The sequence below is a fragment of the Allosphingosinicella sp. genome (assembly GCF_036403745.1).
Classification (GTDB): domain Bacteria; phylum Pseudomonadota; class Alphaproteobacteria; order Sphingomonadales; family Sphingomonadaceae; genus Allosphingosinicella.
The window spans coordinates 183,121-197,498 of the sequence record NZ_DASWQI010000043.1; the positions used below are offsets into that span (position 1 = coordinate 183,121).

Genomic DNA, 14,378 nt, shown 5'->3' on the forward strand with positions numbered 1-14,378 from the left:
ATGCACGATCGGATCGTCGGACAGTATGAGGACAATGCCGCCGCGTGGGACCAGCAGCGGGGGCGTGACCTGTTCGAGAAGGCGTGGCTCGACCGCTTCCTGGCGCTGCTGCCGCCGGCGCCGCGGGTGCTCGACATCGGCTGCGGCATGGGGGAGCCGATCGCCGCCTACCTGATCGAACGCGGCGCAAAGGTCACGGGGGTGGATTCGTCCCCATCGCTGATCGCGCTTTGCCGGGAGCGGTTTCCGGAGCAGAGATGGGTGGTCGAAGACATGCGCGCGCTCCGGCTCGGCGAGCGCTTCGACGGCCTGCTCGCTTGGCACAGCTTCTTTCACCTGTCGCCCGAGGACCAGGCGCCGATGTTTCCCCGCTTCGCCACCCATGCCGCGCCAGGCGCCGCCTTGATGTTCACGAGCGGCTGGGGCCGCGGCGAGGCGATCGGCCGCTGGCAAGGCGAGCCGCTCTATCATGGCAGCCTCGACAGCGACGAATATGCGGCGCTGCTCACTGCGAACGGCTTTGCCGTCCTCGATCATCGCCTTCGCGACCCGGAGTGCGGCGAGGCCACGATCTGGCTCGCCCAGGCCTGATCTTACTCGCCGAGGTCCGCCCGCCGCTGCGATATTACCTCCTGCAAAAGGAACATCGCACGGAACACGGAGGCGAAGGCGATGAAGAAGGCGATCAGCGAAATGGGCAGGAGGAATTTCTCCTCCAGCGGCATGTCCGAGAAGGTGAACGAGGCGACGCGCCGGCCGTGCTCCTCATGCCCATAGCGCTCGACCATGTACCTGGCGTTGGCGATGAAGATGAGCAGGCAGGCGAGGCCGAGATAGCATTTGCCCGCGCGCACCTCCTGGTCGTCGTCCATCCAGTAGCGCCAGGTCAGGAGGTAGCCCTCCCGGCTCCTGCGGCGGCCGTGGACCAGCCTGCAGAGGGCGCGGGCGGGCCGCTCGAGCATGTCAGATGAGGCCGGCTAAGGGGCTCGACGGATCCGCGTAGCGGCGCTTGCCCATGCGGCCGGCGCGGTAGGCGAGGCGGCCGCTCTCGACTGCGAGGCGCATGGCGCGCGCCATCAGCACCGGATCCTTTGCCTCGGCGATGGCGGTGTTCATGAGGACGCCGGTGCAGCCGAGCTCCATCGCCACCGCGGCGTCGGACGCGGTGCCGACGCCAGCGTCGACCAGCACCGGCACCTTCGCCTGCTCGACGATGATGCGGATCATCACCTCGTTCTGGAGACCGAGGCCGGAGCCGATCGGGGCGCCCAGCGGCATGATGGCGACTGCGCCGGCGTCCTCGAGCTTCTTCGCGGCGATGGGGTCGTCGGTGCAATAGACCATCGGCTCGAACCCCTCCCTGGCCAGGATCTCGGTGGCGCGCAGGGTCTCGGCCATGTCCGGGTAGAGCGTCTTCGCCTCGCCCAGCACCTCGAGCTTGACCAAGGTCCAGCCGCCGGCCTCGCGCGCCAGCCGCAGCGTCCGCACGGCTTCGTCGGCGGTGAAGCAGCCGGCGGTGTTGGGGAGGTAGGTGACCTTCTTCGGGTCTATGAAGTCCATCAGCACCGGCTGCTTGGGGTCCGAGATGTTCACCCGCCGCACCGCCACGGTGACGATCTCTGCGCCGGCGGCCTCCACGGCCGCGGCATTCTGGGCGAAGTCCCTATACTTGCCGGTGCCGACGATGAGCCGCGAGGTGAAGCTGCGCCCGGCGACGGTCCATAGGTCGCCGGCATCGTCGACCCGCATTGGCCTTGGCGTCTCTGCGCTCACGTCTTCAGGTCCGTTCGTTGTAATTGGAACCTCCGCCGATAGAGGGCCATTGCGATCCGCGAAAGCCGTCCTATGCGCAATCTCCGGTGACCGGTGGAAGGGCGGCGATGGGACAGTTCCGCTTACGCTTCATATCTGCGGCAGCGCTGGCGCTCATGCCCCTCCCGTGGCCGTCGGCGGCTGCGGCGCAGGTAGACATCATCGTGCTGGGCGACTCCAGGAAGGTGGAGATCGAGCGGATCCTCGATGCGGACAATGTCGACACGGCGCGGCTCCCTGCGCGCGAGGTCGCAGACGTGATGGCGCGCATCGTCCGGGGACGCGCGCCGGAGGATTTCTGGCTCGCATATCGTGCCCATGTGACGGCGTGGCAGCGGCTTGCCCAGGCGGAATCGGGGCGGCGGCAGATCTCCGCCGGCGTCGACGGCGAGGAAGCCGTTATCAGGGCGGAGCAGGCGGTCGAGCGGAGCTTCGACGAGGTGGAGCGCCTCGCCCGCCGCTACGGGGCGCGCGTTCCGGCGCCCGCCTCGAAGCGGCCGGCGGCGGCCGCGGACTCAGCCTCCGCCGACGAAGGTGACGATCTCGAAATCGTCGCCGTCCTCGACCTTCACCTCGGCGAGGGTGGAGCGGGGGACGATTTCGAGGTTGCGCTCCACCGCCACGCGAGTCGGCTCGAGGCCGAGATCGAGGGCCAGCTCGGCGACGCTGATGCCCTTCGGCACGCGGCGGTGTTCGCCGTTGACGGTGATCGAAAAGGTGTCGTCGTAAACCACGAGCCGCCCTATAGCGTCTCGCCATGGCGACGCTACCCACCGTCTATGTGCTGAACGGCCCGAACCTGAACCTGCTCGGCACCCGCGAGCCCGAAGTCTATGGCGACGAGACCCTCGACGACATTGCCGGGCAGCTCGAGGACCGGGCGCGGGAGCTCGGCCTCGCCATCGAGATGCGCCAGTCGAACCATGAGGGCCACCTGATCGACTGGCTGCACGAGGCGCAGGCGGAAGGTGCGAGGGCGGTGATCCTCAATCCCGGCGGCTTCACCCATACGTCGGTAGCGCTCCACGACGCGGTGAAGGCGATCGTCACGCCGGTGATCGAAGTCCACCTCTCCAACCCGCAGGCGCGTGAAAGCTTCCGACGGCGGAGCTTCGTCGCGCCGGCGGCGAAGGGGACGATCGCCGGCTTTGGCGCGCTGGGATACCTTCTGGCGCTGGACGCGGCGGTCCGCTTTTGAGTAAGGCGCCCGCTTCAAAGGGGAAAAGAATGACCGACGAAAGCGACGCGGCCGAATCCGGCGGCATGCGCATCGAAGCCGATCTCGTCCGCCAGCTCGCCGAGCTGCTGAACCAGAACGCACTTACCGAGATCGAAGTCGTGGACGGCGGGCGCCGCATCGTCGTCAAGCGCGAGGTGCAGGTCACCCATGCCGCGCCGCCCGTCCAGGCGGCTGCGCCCGCGCCGGCTCCTGCCGCAGCGGCGCCGGCGCCCGCGCCTGCCCCGGCGGCGGATGTGCCGCCGTCCGCGCACCCGGGAGCGGTCAAATCGCCGATGGTGGGCACCGTCTATCTCTCCGCCGAACCCGGCTCGAAGCCCTTCGTCACGGTCGGCGAGAGCATCAAGGCGGGCGACACAATTCTCATTGTCGAGGCGATGAAGGTGATGAACCCGATCGTCGCCCCGCGCGCCGGCATTGTCCGCCAGATCCTCGTCGTCGACGCGCAGCCGGTCGAATTCGACCAGCCGCTCGTGATCGTCGAGTAAGGCAGTGCCGATCCAGAAGGTCCTCATCGCCAATCGCGGCGAGATTGCGCTCCGCATCCACCGCGCCTGCCACGAAATGGGCATCAAGACGGTGGCCGTGCACTCCACTGCCGATGCCGAGGCGATGCACGTCCGGCTCGCCGACGAGGCGATCTGCATCGGCCCGCCGGCGGCGGCCGACTCCTACCTCAACATCCCCAACATCATCTCGGCGGCCGAGATCGCGCACGCCGACGCGATCCATCCCGGCTACGGCTTCCTGTCGGAGAATGCCCGCTTCGCCGAAATCGTCGAATCGCACGGCATCGTCTGGATCGGCCCGAAGCCGGAGCATATCCGTGTGATGGGCGACAAGGTCGAGGCGAAGCGCACGGCGGCCAAGCTCGGCCTGCCGCTGGTGCCTGGCTCGGACGGCCCCATCGAGGGCATCGAGGAGGCGCGGGCGGTGGCGCGGGAAACGGGCTACCCCGTCCTCATCAAGGCGGCGTCCGGCGGCGGCGGGCGCGGCATGAAGGTCGTGCGCTCCGAAGACGAGCTCGAGACGCAGATCAGCCAGGCTCGCTCCGAGGCGAAGAACGCGTTCGGCGACGACACCGTCTACATGGAGAAATATCTCGGCGATCCCCGCCACATCGAGTTTCAGGTGTTCGGCGACGGCGAGGGCAAGGCGGTCCACCTCGGCGAGCGCGACTGCTCCCTCCAGCGCCGCCACCAGAAGGTGCTCGAGGAAGCCGGCTCCCCCGTCATCACGCCGGAGGAGCGCGATCGTGTGGGCGGCATCGTCGCCAAGGCGATGGCCGACATGAGCTATCGCGGCGCCGGGACGATCGAGTTCCTCTACGAGAATGGCGAATTCTACTTCATCGAGATGAACACGCGGCTGCAGGTCGAGCATCCGGTGACCGAGTACATCACCGGCATGGACCTGGTGCGCGAGCAGATTCGCATCGCCTCCGGGGAGGGCCTCTCCTGCACCCAGGAGCAGATCACCTTCCGCGGCCACGCCATCGAGTGCCGGATCAACGCCGAGGATCCGCAGACCTTCGCCCCCTCGCCGGGGCTGGTGAAGAATTACGTCGCGCCCGGCGGCATGCACGTCCGCGTCGATAGCGGTCTCTACGCCGGCTACCGGGTGCCGCCTTATTACGACAGCATGATCGCGAAGCTGATCGTCTACGGATCGAACCGCGAGCGCTGCATCATGCGGCTGCGCCGCGCGCTCGAGGAGTTCGTCGTCGACGGCCTCAAGACCACCATCCCGCTCCACCAGAAGCTGGTCAACGATCCGGAGTTCCTCGCCGGCGACTATACGATCAAGTGGCTCGAGGAGTGGCTCGCGCGCGAGCGATAGCCGCCGCCCGCGCCCATTTACCGCCTTGTCAGTTGCGGCAAAGCGCGGCACTCCTGTCGCACGAGCTGCCCGGGGGGCGGCCGATGGGGAGGGTGTTTTCATGGCGCGTTTTTCGGCGAAGCTCCTGTGCGCGGGGGCGGCTTTTGCGGCTTTGACGATGGGAGCGGCGCCGGCCTCGGCGCAGCGGGTCGGCCGCATCGTCGCGTTCGGCGACAGCTATGCCGATACCGGCAACCTCTTCCGCCTGCTCGGCGTGGCGCCGCCGGCGGTTTATGCCAACGGCCGCTTCTCGAACGGCACCAACTTCGTCGACACGATGTCGCAGATCCTCGGCGTGCGGGACGACAATTTCGCGATCGGCGGCGCCTTCACCAACAACGGCAACATCAACGGACCCGGCATCCCCGGCTTCGTCACCGAATATCAGTCGTTTCTGGCGGGCGGCGGCCCGGCCTCCTTTCCGCGGGTGAGCGGGACGTTCGGGCCCAACGACCTCCTCGTCCTGTCGATCGGCGGCAACGACGCGCGCGCCTATGAAAAGAGCCTCGGCAACACGCCGACGGCGGCGCAGATCACCACCCTCCTCGCCGGCGTCCCGGGGCAGGCGACGCAGAAGGTCGCGGAGACCAAGGTCGGTCTCGACGCCCTGGTCGGCGCCGGTGCGCGCAACATCACCTTCCTCGCCGGCGACACCGGCCGCCTCCCCGAGGTTGTGGGCCAGCCCATCGCCCAAATCGGAACGGCTTACTCCACCGCCTTCAACACCGGGATGCAGCCGGTCCTGGCCGGCTATGCCGGCCGCGGCGTGATCGTGAACTATCTCGATCTGAACAAGATCGGCGATCAGGTCGCGGCCAATCTCAGCGCCTTCGGCCTGCAGAGCGCCGGCGCCTGCCCCGTCGCCTGCGTCACCACCAATCCCGAGCTGCTCGACAAATATCTGTTCTACGTCGACAACCTCCATCTGACCTCGGCGGGCTTCGCCATCGTCGGGAAATATGCGGTGCGCCAGCTCGAGGCGCCGCTCCAGTTCCAGGCGCAAACCGACGCCGGGCTGCAGGCGGCGAACGGCTTCGCGAAGCTGATGGGCGGCAGGCTCGATCTGTCCAAGGCGCGGAGCGGCGCCGAGGCCGCGGACGGCGGCGGCATCCACTTCTTCGTCAGCGGCAGCACCGAGCACCAGCGCCAGCGCTCGACCAACACCAGCCTCGATTATACGCTCGACACGTTCGGCGTCAGCGGCGGCGCGGAATATGACATGGGTCCGGCGGTCATCGGCGGGGCCATCCAGTACAGCCGCCCGCGGGCCGACATGAACACCGGCACCGGCAGCATTCGCGCGACCGCCTGGCATGTCGGCGCCTATGCCGGCTTCGCCTCGGGCGGCGCGTTCCTCCAGGGTTATGCCGGCTATGGCTGGGTCGATTACCGGATTAACCGCCGCGCCGTGATCGACGACATCCATGCCACGCCCAAGGGCCACAACATGCTCGCGGGCGCGAAGGCGGGATATCTGTTCGACACCGGCGGCCTGCGCGTCGGCCCCGTCGCGGCCGTCAATTATGCCCGCACCAAGATCGATGCCTATACGGAGACCGGCGATCCGGTGCTGACGCTCAACGTCCAGCGCCAGCGGCTGAAGGCGCTGACCGGAAGCGCCGGGCTCGAGCTTCGCGGCACGATGGAGATGGGCGGCCTCGCCGTCCGCCCCTACGCCGACGTGCTGGCGGAAAAGGATTTCGAGGGCGACGGCCGCATCATCTCCTATTCGGAGACGGCCGCGCCGGTGATCGTCAACAGCTACGCGCTCGGCAACCGCACCAAGCGGACCTACGGCCGGGTGACGGCAGGCGCCGACTTCGCGCTCGGCGGCGCGGTGTCGCTGCAGGTCCAGGGCAGCGGCTCGTTCGAGCGGCGCGGCGGCAACGACCTCGGGGGCTTCGCGGCGCTGAAGGTCGGCTTCTAGCCCGCGGCGAAGACTCAGCTCCCGGCCGGAGGCGCGACGTCCGCATACAAAGCGGCGACGCTGGCGAGGTCGCCGGGGCTGAGACCGTCCCGCTGTCCCTGGACGACGCCCGGCGGCAACGGCTGTTTCGGGATCAGCACCGGCGTGTCGTCGATGAAGGCGCACGCGGTTTCCGAATAATGCATGATCGATCCGAAATCGTAGTCCCCGACGTCGGTTGTCGGGGTCGGCTCGTCGGCGATCGAGTCGATGGCGAAATTCTGCCAGCTGCCCTGGTCGATGTTGGGGAAATCGACGGTGACGAACGTGTCGCGATCATGGCGGCAATGCTCGTGCCACAGCCCGATCGTATGGCCCAGCTCATGGATGATGGATCCGACAGGGCATCCCTCCCCGAGACAGACCTGCTGCTGCCCTGTCCGTCGGCCGACATCCGAATTCGCGCCGCCCGGCACGCTGGTCACCAGCACATAATCGACCTGGGCCTGGCGGGGCATGAAGCGGATGACGCTCTTCTCGTTCCAATGCTCGATCGCCGCAAGCACAAGATCGGAATCCGGAAAATCGGGGTCGATCACGTAAGCAATTGTTCTATTGGGCCAAAGAAATTGCTGCCCGGTTATCGCGACCCCCATCTCGCCCCTCCCCGCTGAATCGCCGGCTAGTATGCGCACGGTGATCAGTACCGGCAACACCGATTCGCATCATATCGGCCGCGAAAGCGGTTGACTTCGGACGGTAAATAATACCGATTGTGCACTTGGCGCCCGTTCTACTGTCGCTGGTTATCTCGGCGATAAAGGGTGGGCGCAAACGCATGATGCGATTTACGTCGCCGGGGGGCTGCGATGACAAGCGCTGGTAAAGTAAGCACAATATCACTGACTGTGGGCGCGGGGCTGCTTTTCGCCCTGGCCGCCTGCAAAGACGGCAGCCTGAGCAATCAGAGCGGTCCGAAGCCTGCCGCAAGCGTGCAGGGGTGGAACAACGATCAGCGAGTCGCGTGGTACCAGGCGACCCAGGGGTCGCGGCTGTTGCCGTGGGCATGGGCGCAGGTGCTGGAGCAGAAGGACAACGACCAGCTCTTCTTCGACCAGAACAACATGGCGAAGTTCCGCTTCCTTCCTCTCGCCGAGTCGGCGGCAAGTCCAAAGCTCCCGATTGGGTTCGCGATCGATCAGCAGGACGACAGCAAGCTCACCTTCACGAAGCTGCGGTGGTACGCGCAGCAACCGGGCAACGAGAAATGGGTCGGCCTGAACTGCTCGGCCTGCCACACCGGTCAAATGGAGTTCGCCGGTAAGGCGATCACCGTGGACGGTGCGCCAAGCCTCGTCGACTTCCAGTTATTCATCCAGGAGATCGACGCGGCGCTCAGCGCGACGCTCAACGACGCTGCCAAGCTCGATCGCTTCTCCGCCAAGGTGCTGACGGGCAAGGACAGCCCGGCCAACCGCGGACTTCTGAAGGCCGAGCTCACGAAGCTCGTCGCCTGGGAGACGGCGAACGCGCAGCTGAATGCGAACAATGTCAGCCCCGGCTTCGGTCGCCTCGACGCTGTCGGGCATATCTTCAACAAGGTCGCCCAGCTGGCGGCCTACGATCCCGACAAGAGCCTGAAGCTGCCGCCAGCCAAGCCCAATCCGTCCGACGCGCCGGTCAGCTACCCGTTCCTCTGGGACATCTACCGGCAAAGCCAGCTTCAATGGGACGGCATCGTCAAGACGCAACGGCTTAACATCGGTCAGGGCTATCTCGATTACGGCGCGTTGGGGCGCAATGTGGGAGAGGTGGTCGGCGTGTTCGGCGACGTCGATCTCCGCAAGGCGTCCCGGATGGAGAAAACGGGCTACAATTCCAGCATCCAGGCGTCGAACCTCAACAGCCTTGAGGAGGTGCTTCGCAAGCTCGAGCCGCCGAAATGGCCGGGCCAGCTCGATCAGGGCAAGGTCGCGCAGGGCAAGACGCTCTACGAGAGCAAGGGCTGCATCGGCTGCCACACGATGGTGCCCGCCGGCACCGACATCTTCCAGATCCACATGACGCCGCTGACCGGGTCGCCCACCAGTCCGAACCGCAACAACACCGATCCCTGGATGGCGTGCAACGCGCTCACCTATGCCAGCAACGCCGGAAATCTGCAGGGGGTGCCATCCAGCTACATCAAGGGAACCCCGCTGCCGGCCCAGGCGCAGCTCTCGGATATGCTCGCCACGACGGTGATCGGCACGCTCATCGGCAAGTGGCAGCAGCTCGCCGCCACCGCGGTCGACATCTTCTTCGGCGTCCAGCCGCTGCCGCGGGTGATCAAGGCCGGGGATCAGCAGACGCCCCAGATGAAGCGGGATGCCCGTCTCGCCCAATGCTATAATGCCAAGAGCCCGCTCTTCGCCTACAAGGCGCGGCCGCTCGACGGCGTCTGGGCGACCGCGCCGTACCTTCACAACGGCTCCGTGCCGACGCTGTACGACCTGCTGCGCGCACCTGCCGATCGGCCGAAGACGTTCAATGTCGGCACCCGCAATTATGACCCGGCCAAGGGCGGCTACGTCACCGATGCTTCCGCGCCGGGCAACAGCTTCACCTTCAACGCGGTCGGCAACGGCAATTCGAACGAGGGGCATGACTACAACGTCGGGAACCTCACCGAACCCGAGCGGCTGGCGCTTCTCGAATATCTGAAGTCGCTCTGAGGCGGCGGGGATGGGAGCCTATCTCGACCGCATCGACGCCGCGCCCGACGCGGAGAAGTGGCCGCTCGTCCGGCAGCTGATGCTCAAGGAGCGCCAGCCCTTCTTCGCGGAGCTGCGCGCGGAGCGGCCGGTGCTGCGCCTGCCGGACAACATGCTGTTCGTCACCCGTCATGCCGACTGCACGCTGGCGCTGCAGCGGTGGCACGATTTCGGAGTCGACCTCTACAAGCCCAAGCAGGGCGATTATTTCATGGCCCAGGACGACACGCCCGATCATTGGCGTGACAAGTCCGTGATGAAGGCGATCCTCGATTTCGAGGACATCCCCGCGATCCGGGCCTTCGTCGGCCAGGAAGCGGCGCGCATCCTGCGCGACGCCAAGGGTGCGATCGACGCACCCCAAGCCTTGACCCGGATGGTGCCGGCGCGGGTGGTGCAGGAGTTTTTCGGCTTTACCGGCAGCGATGCGGGAAAGCTCATCCAATGGTCCTACTGGAACCAGCAGGATGCGTTTCACAACCAGCCGTTCGACAAGGACGTCATCTCCGATCCGGAGCATGTCGTCTCCGAGCGAAAGATGGCGGGCATCCGCCTCGCGCTCTACCTCGGCCGGGTGCTGCTGACGCGCGGCGTCCAGCTCGCGCTCCATCGCAACCGCACCGATTCGGTCACCCGGCTGCTGCGGCTCAAATGCTCGGGCGGCCTGAAGTGGAGCCTGTCCAAGGTGCTCTTCAATGCCGGCGGCCTGCTCATCGGGACGATCGAGACGACCTCGAACGCCGTCAGCAATGCGCTTGCCGAGCTGCTCAAACGGCCGGACATTCTCGCCAAGGCGGTCGCCGCCGCGGCCGGGGACGACGCCAGGGACTTCGACGGCTATGTCTTCGAGGCGCTGCGCTACAGCCCCGCTTTCCCCTATTTCTTTCGCGTCTGCCACACGCCGACGCTGTTGGCCGGCGGCACGCCCCATCCCGTCACCGTCCAGCCCGGCGAGATCGTCATCTTGTGCACCCACAGCGCCATGTTCGACGACGCTGTCTACGCCGATCCGCTTTCCTTCGATCCCAGCCGGTCGATCTGGCAGACCTTCACGCTGGGCTACGGCCACCACGAATGCCTCGGCCGCGCCATTGCCGCCGAGATGATCCCCGAGATGGTGCGCCAGGTGCTGCGCCTCCCGGGCGTTCACGCCGAAGGGGGGCTTGGCTACGAGCAGGGGGTTCCGGAGCATTTGGCGCTGCGCTGGAACGCGTGAGAGGTCGCGGACCTTGATCCGCTGCGCGCGCGGGGCCACATCGGCGCCATGCTGATCCAGACCGAAACGACTCCCAATCCCTCGACGCTCAAGTTCCTGCCGGGACAGCGGGTGATGGAGGCGGGGACGCGGGACTTCGCGAGTCCCGAGGACGCGCAGGCTTCGCCGCTGGCGGAGGCGATCTTCTCGACTGGGGATGTCGATGGCGTGTTCTTCGGGCGTGACTTCGTGTCGGTGACGGCCGGTCCTGGCGCCGACTGGCGGCAGCTCAAGCCGCAGGTGCTCGGCGTCCTTCTCGACCATTTCGCCAGCGGCGCGCCGTTGTTCAACCCGGGCAGCGCCGGCGGAATTGCCGTCGACGCCGACGACGCCGACCATGGCGACGATCCCGCCGACGCCGAAATCGTCGCGCAGATTCGCGAGCTGATCGAGACGCGGGTGCGGCCGGCGGTGGCGGGCGACGGCGGCGACATCGTCTACCGGGGGTTTCGCGGCGGGAAGGTCTACCTCGCGCTCCAGGGCGCCTGCGCGGGCTGTCCGTCCTCGACGATGACGTTGAAGCACGGCATCGAGAGCCTGCTGAAACACTATGTTCCCGAAGTCGAGGCGGTGGAAGCCGTTTGACTTCGGGCGCGCCGCGGCGAAACCCGGGCCGATGTTCCCCATTTTATTTCGCGGGTGCCGGCCGGTGACGGGTCTGGCCCGTGGCTGAGATGCTCACCCTGGTCATCGAGACGGCGACGCCGGCCTGTTCGGTGGCTCTTGTCCAGGACGGCGCCGTGGTCGCCGAAGCGCATGCGCTGGTCGGCCGCGGCCATGCCGAGCGCCTGCTGCCGATGATCCACGATCTGCTGGCAGGCCGCCGCCCCGCAGCGATCCTGGTCGATTGCGGGCCGGGGAGCTTCACCGGCGTCCGCGTCGGCCTCGCGGCGGCGCAGGGTCTCCGCATCGGCTGGGGCGCCCCTTTGTCCGGCTATTCCTCGATGAGCCTGCTCGCCGCAGCGGCCGTGAGGGAACCCGGCGGCTTCGTCGGAGTCGCGCTCCATGGAGGACATGGACAGATTTTCGTGCAGGATTTCGGCGATGACCCGCTCCGCCCCCTCGGCCCGCTCGCCTCATTGGCGCCAGACGCCGCTGCCGCGGCGCTGGAGGCACCTTTGGTGATCGGCTCGGCGGCCGCTTCGCTGGTTGCGCTGCGGGGCCACGGCGAGGCGAGGGATGCCGTGGCGCGCGCCGCCGACGCACGGCTGCTGCCGCTTGCATTGCGCACGCTGGCGCCGGTGCCGATTTACGGCCGCGCACCCGACGCGAAGCTGCCGGGATGAGCGCCACCACCGTCCTCACCCTCTCGGAGGGCGGCATCGCCGATCTCGACGACGTCATGCAGGTCATGCATGACAGCTTCGACCCGACCTACGGTGAGGCATGGACAGGTCCGCAATGCGCGGGGCTGATGCCGATGCCCGGCGTTTGGCTGACGGTCGCGCGGCTCGGGCCGCAAATTGTCGGATTCGGCCTCGGCCGGACGATTGCCGGCGAAGCGGAACTGCTGCTGCTCGCGGTCGCCCGGGCCGCGCAGCGGCGCGGCGTCGGGCAGGCGATCCTCAAGCGCTTCATGAGCGTCGCTAAGCGCCGGGGCGCGACGCGCCTTCATCTTGAGGTGCGAGACGGAAACCCAGCTCTAGCCTTGTACAGAACCGCCGGATTCGAGGAAGTTGGCCGACGCCGGAATTACTATCATGGCTTCGGAGGCCAGCTTTACGACGCGCTTACGCTCGCTCGCGCATCCTAGACTGAAAAGTTGCGGAAAGCGCAATTTTCACTTGTAAGATACACCGAAATGGACCATTCGAGCCACGGGGGCGATGAAATCAACCTCGTGGTAGGAAGTGCGCAGGCTATAGGTATGGCTGAAAACAACGAATTGAACGAGACCCTAATCACCCTCACCGCGGACATCGTCTCCGCCCATGTCAGCAACAACAGCGTCGCCGTGAACGATCTTCCGAATCTGATCGCGAACGTCCACGGCGCACTCAGCGGTCTTGGCTCGCCGCAGGAGCCGGAGCCGGCGAAGCAGGAGCCGCGGGTGTCCATCCGCTCCTCCGTCAAGCCGGACTTCATCGTCTGCCTGGAAGACGGCAAGAAGCTGAAGATGCTGAAGCGCCACCTGATGACCCACTATCAGATGACGCCGGACCAATATCGCCAGAAGTGGGGCCTGAACGCGGACTACCCGATGGTCGCGCCCAATTATGCCGAGCAGCGCCGGACGCTGGCCAAGAAGATCGGCCTGGGCACGAAGCGCCGCCGCACGGCGCGCGCGAAATAAGCCTTTCGGCGGCCGGGCCGGGGGCGACCGGCCGCCTTTACCCTTCGGTGGATTCGTCTAAATCGGTGCTGGCATGACCCGCCGGATCGATATCGAAGCCTTGTGCGCCGAAAAGGGCCTCCGCATCACCGAGCAACGGCGGGTGATCGCCCGGGTGCTGTCGGAAGCCGAGGATCATCCCGACGTCGAGGCGCTGCACGTCCGCGCCGCGGCGATCGATCCCGGCATCTCCATCGCCACCGTCTACCGCACCGTCCGCCTGTTCGAGGAAGCGGGCATATTGGAGCGGCACGATTTCGGCGACGGCCGCTCCCGCTATGAAGCGGCGGATGCCACGCACCACGACCATCTGATCGACGTCGAGACCGGCCGGGTGATCGAGTTCGTCGACGACGAGCTCGAGGCGCTGCAGCGGCATATCGCCGAGAAGCTCGGGTTCCGGCTCGTCGACCATCGCATGGAATTGTACGGCGTCGCCCTCGACCGGAAGAAGCCTTGATCCGCTTCGCCTGGCGCACGCTGCTGATCGTCCTCGGGCTGCTCGTGTGCGTGCCGCTTCATTATGCCAGCCTCCTCCTCGGCGGCTCCCGCTGGCCGCGCCGCTTCCTCGGCTGGACCGCCTTCGCCGCCGGCATGCGGGTGCGGGTCGAGGGCGAGCCGCTGCGGCGCGACGTCCTATTCGTCGCCAATCATCTGAGCTGGCTCGACATCCTCGTCCTCGCCGGCGCGAGCGGCACCGCCTTCGTGGCCAAGGACGACGTCGCGCGCTGGCCGGTGGTGGGATGGCTGGCCGGCCTCAACAACACCGTGTTCATCGCCCGCACCGCCCGGTCCGCGGTCAAGGACCAGGCGGACGCCCTTCGGACGGCGCTCGCGAGCGGGCTCCCCGTGGCGCTGTTCCCGGAAGGCACGACGGACGGCGGCATGGAGGTCCTGCCGTTTCGCGCGAGCCTCCTCGCCTCGCTCTTCCCGCCGCTGCCGGGCGTGAAGGTACAGCCGGTGGCGCTCGATTACGGCGCCGCCGGGCACGACCTCGCCTGGATCGGGGAGGAGACCGCCCCCGCCAACGCGCGGCGCGTCCTCTCCCGCAAAGGCACCGTCCCGGTGGTCGCCCGCTTCCTCGCGCCGGTCGATCCTGCCGAGGTGGGCGACCGCAAGGTCCTGGTCCAGCAGGCGCGGCGTGAAATTGTGGAGGCGCTGGGCCCCACGCCTTCCGGCCCGGCGCCGGATCGCCTATAGCCGCC

The 14,378-nt window shown here is 67.1% G+C and carries 16 protein-coding genes and 1 pseudogene; 13 read left to right on the top strand and 4 right to left on the bottom strand.

Annotated features, from left to right (window positions below):
• Complete coding sequence (locus tag VGC56_RS07490) at positions 1-591, top strand: class I SAM-dependent methyltransferase (protein ID WP_464124258.1); 591 nt, start codon at positions 1-3, stop codon at positions 589-591.
• A gap of 2 nt (positions 592-593) precedes the next feature.
• Here the strand turns inward: VGC56_RS07490 and VGC56_RS07495 are convergent, their stop codons facing one another.
• From VGC56_RS07495 to thiS, 3 genes and pseudogenes are all read right to left on the bottom strand, one after another.
• Positions 594-962 carry a hypothetical protein gene (locus VGC56_RS07495; protein WP_464124259.1) on the bottom strand — a complete coding sequence of 123 codons (369 nt, stop codon included), beginning with the start codon at positions 960-962 and terminating at the stop codon, positions 594-596.
• 1 nt (position 963) lies between these two features.
• Positions 964-1,749: a thiazole synthase gene (locus VGC56_RS07500; RefSeq protein WP_464124377.1), complete on the bottom strand. Its 786-nt coding sequence runs from the start codon at positions 1,747-1,749 to the stop codon at positions 964-966.
• 581 nt (positions 1,750-2,330) lie between these two features.
• Positions 2,331-2,546, bottom strand: a pseudogene (gene thiS / locus VGC56_RS07505) (sulfur carrier protein ThiS); the annotation flags it as partial.
• A gap of 23 nt (positions 2,547-2,569) precedes the next feature.
• Between thiS and aroQ the strand changes: the two are divergent.
• The 4 genes from aroQ (at position 2,570) to VGC56_RS07525 (ending at position 6,854) form a co-directional block, all read left to right on the top strand.
• Positions 2,570-3,010 (top strand): type II 3-dehydroquinate dehydratase, encoded by a 441-nt coding sequence (gene aroQ / locus VGC56_RS07510; RefSeq protein ID WP_464124260.1) that lies wholly within the window; start codon positions 2,570-2,572, stop codon positions 3,008-3,010.
• Between the two features lie 29 nt (positions 3,011-3,039).
• Positions 3,040-3,537, top strand: coding sequence for an acetyl-CoA carboxylase biotin carboxyl carrier protein (accB, locus tag VGC56_RS07515; protein WP_464124261.1), 498 nt, complete (start codon positions 3,040-3,042; stop codon positions 3,535-3,537).
• A gap of 4 nt (positions 3,538-3,541) precedes the next feature.
• Positions 3,542-4,888 carry an acetyl-CoA carboxylase biotin carboxylase subunit gene (gene accC, locus VGC56_RS07520; RefSeq protein ID WP_464124262.1) on the top strand — a complete coding sequence of 449 codons (1,347 nt, stop codon included), beginning with the start codon at positions 3,542-3,544 and terminating at the stop codon, positions 4,886-4,888.
• 100 nt (positions 4,889-4,988) lie between these two features.
• Complete coding sequence (locus VGC56_RS07525; protein WP_464124263.1) at positions 4,989-6,854, top strand: autotransporter domain-containing protein; 1,866 nt, start codon at positions 4,989-4,991, stop codon at positions 6,852-6,854.
• Positions 6,855-6,868: 14 nt separating this feature from the next.
• Here VGC56_RS07525 and VGC56_RS07530 read toward each other — a convergent pair whose 3' ends face one another.
• On the bottom strand, positions 6,869-7,489 hold the full coding sequence (locus VGC56_RS07530) for a M12 family metallopeptidase (protein WP_464124264.1): 621 nt from the start codon (positions 7,487-7,489) through the stop codon (positions 6,869-6,871).
• A gap of 213 nt (positions 7,490-7,702) precedes the next feature.
• Between VGC56_RS07530 and VGC56_RS07535 the strand changes: the two genes are divergently transcribed.
• From VGC56_RS07535 to VGC56_RS07570, 8 genes are all read left to right on the top strand, one after another.
• Positions 7,703-9,547, top strand: coding sequence for a di-heme-cytochrome C peroxidase (locus VGC56_RS07535; RefSeq protein WP_464124265.1), 1,845 nt, complete (start codon positions 7,703-7,705; stop codon positions 9,545-9,547).
• Between the two features lie 10 nt (positions 9,548-9,557).
• A complete protein-coding gene (locus VGC56_RS07540; RefSeq protein WP_464124266.1) occupies positions 9,558-10,802 on the top strand; it encodes a cytochrome P450 in 1,245 nt (414 codons plus the stop codon).
• Between the two features lie 48 nt (positions 10,803-10,850).
• Positions 10,851-11,426, top strand: a complete 576-nt coding sequence (locus VGC56_RS07545; RefSeq protein ID WP_464124267.1) for a NifU family protein — start codon at positions 10,851-10,853, stop codon at positions 11,424-11,426.
• Positions 11,427-11,515: 89 nt separating this feature from the next.
• A complete protein-coding gene (gene tsaB / locus VGC56_RS07550; RefSeq protein WP_464124378.1) occupies positions 11,516-12,127 on the top strand; it encodes a tRNA (adenosine(37)-N6)-threonylcarbamoyltransferase complex dimerization subunit type 1 TsaB in 612 nt (203 codons plus the stop codon).
• Positions 12,124-12,594 carry a ribosomal protein S18-alanine N-acetyltransferase gene (gene rimI, locus VGC56_RS07555; protein WP_464124268.1) on the top strand — a complete coding sequence of 157 codons (471 nt, stop codon included), beginning with the start codon at positions 12,124-12,126 and terminating at the stop codon, positions 12,592-12,594. Before tsaB ends, rimI begins: the two co-directional genes overlap by 4 nt.
• A 114-nt stretch (positions 12,595-12,708) precedes the next feature.
• Positions 12,709-13,134: a Ros/MucR family transcriptional regulator gene (locus VGC56_RS07560; RefSeq protein WP_464124379.1), complete on the top strand. Its 426-nt coding sequence runs from the start codon at positions 12,709-12,711 to the stop codon at positions 13,132-13,134.
• A gap of 73 nt (positions 13,135-13,207) precedes the next feature.
• Positions 13,208-13,633, top strand: coding sequence for a Fur family transcriptional regulator (locus VGC56_RS07565; protein ID WP_464124269.1), 426 nt, complete (start codon positions 13,208-13,210; stop codon positions 13,631-13,633).
• Positions 13,630-14,373 (top strand): lysophospholipid acyltransferase family protein, encoded by a 744-nt coding sequence (locus VGC56_RS07570; RefSeq protein WP_464124270.1) that lies wholly within the window; start codon positions 13,630-13,632, stop codon positions 14,371-14,373. Before VGC56_RS07565 ends, VGC56_RS07570 begins: the two co-directional genes overlap by 4 nt.
• Positions 14,374-14,378: the final 5 nt, after the last annotated feature.

Coding starts and splice junctions, on each gene's coding strand:
- VGC56_RS07490 (WP_464124258.1), top strand. CDS start 1: ATGCACGATCGGATCGTCGGACAGTATGAGGACAATGCCGCCGCGTGG.
- VGC56_RS07495 (WP_464124259.1), bottom strand. CDS start 962: ATGCTCGAGCGGCCCGCCCGCGCCCTCTGCAGGCTGGTCCACGGCCGC.
- VGC56_RS07500 (WP_464124377.1), bottom strand. CDS start 1,749: ATGCGGGTCGACGATGCCGGCGACCTATGGACCGTCGCCGGGCGCAGC.
- aroQ (WP_464124260.1), top strand. CDS start 2,570: ATGGCGACGCTACCCACCGTCTATGTGCTGAACGGCCCGAACCTGAAC.
- accB (WP_464124261.1), top strand. CDS start 3,040: ATGACCGACGAAAGCGACGCGGCCGAATCCGGCGGCATGCGCATCGAA.
- VGC56_RS07525 (WP_464124263.1), top strand. CDS start 4,989: ATGGCGCGTTTTTCGGCGAAGCTCCTGTGCGCGGGGGCGGCTTTTGCG.
- VGC56_RS07530 (WP_464124264.1), bottom strand. CDS start 7,489: ATGGGGGTCGCGATAACCGGGCAGCAATTTCTTTGGCCCAATAGAACA.
- VGC56_RS07535 (WP_464124265.1), top strand. CDS start 7,703: ATGACAAGCGCTGGTAAAGTAAGCACAATATCACTGACTGTGGGCGCG.
- VGC56_RS07540 (WP_464124266.1), top strand. CDS start 9,558: ATGGGAGCCTATCTCGACCGCATCGACGCCGCGCCCGACGCGGAGAAG.
- VGC56_RS07545 (WP_464124267.1), top strand. CDS start 10,851: ATGCTGATCCAGACCGAAACGACTCCCAATCCCTCGACGCTCAAGTTC.
- tsaB (WP_464124378.1), top strand. CDS start 11,516: ATGCTCACCCTGGTCATCGAGACGGCGACGCCGGCCTGTTCGGTGGCT.
- rimI (WP_464124268.1), top strand. CDS start 12,124: ATGAGCGCCACCACCGTCCTCACCCTCTCGGAGGGCGGCATCGCCGAT.
- VGC56_RS07560 (WP_464124379.1), top strand. CDS start 12,709: ATGGCTGAAAACAACGAATTGAACGAGACCCTAATCACCCTCACCGCG.
- VGC56_RS07565 (WP_464124269.1), top strand. CDS start 13,208: ATGACCCGCCGGATCGATATCGAAGCCTTGTGCGCCGAAAAGGGCCTC.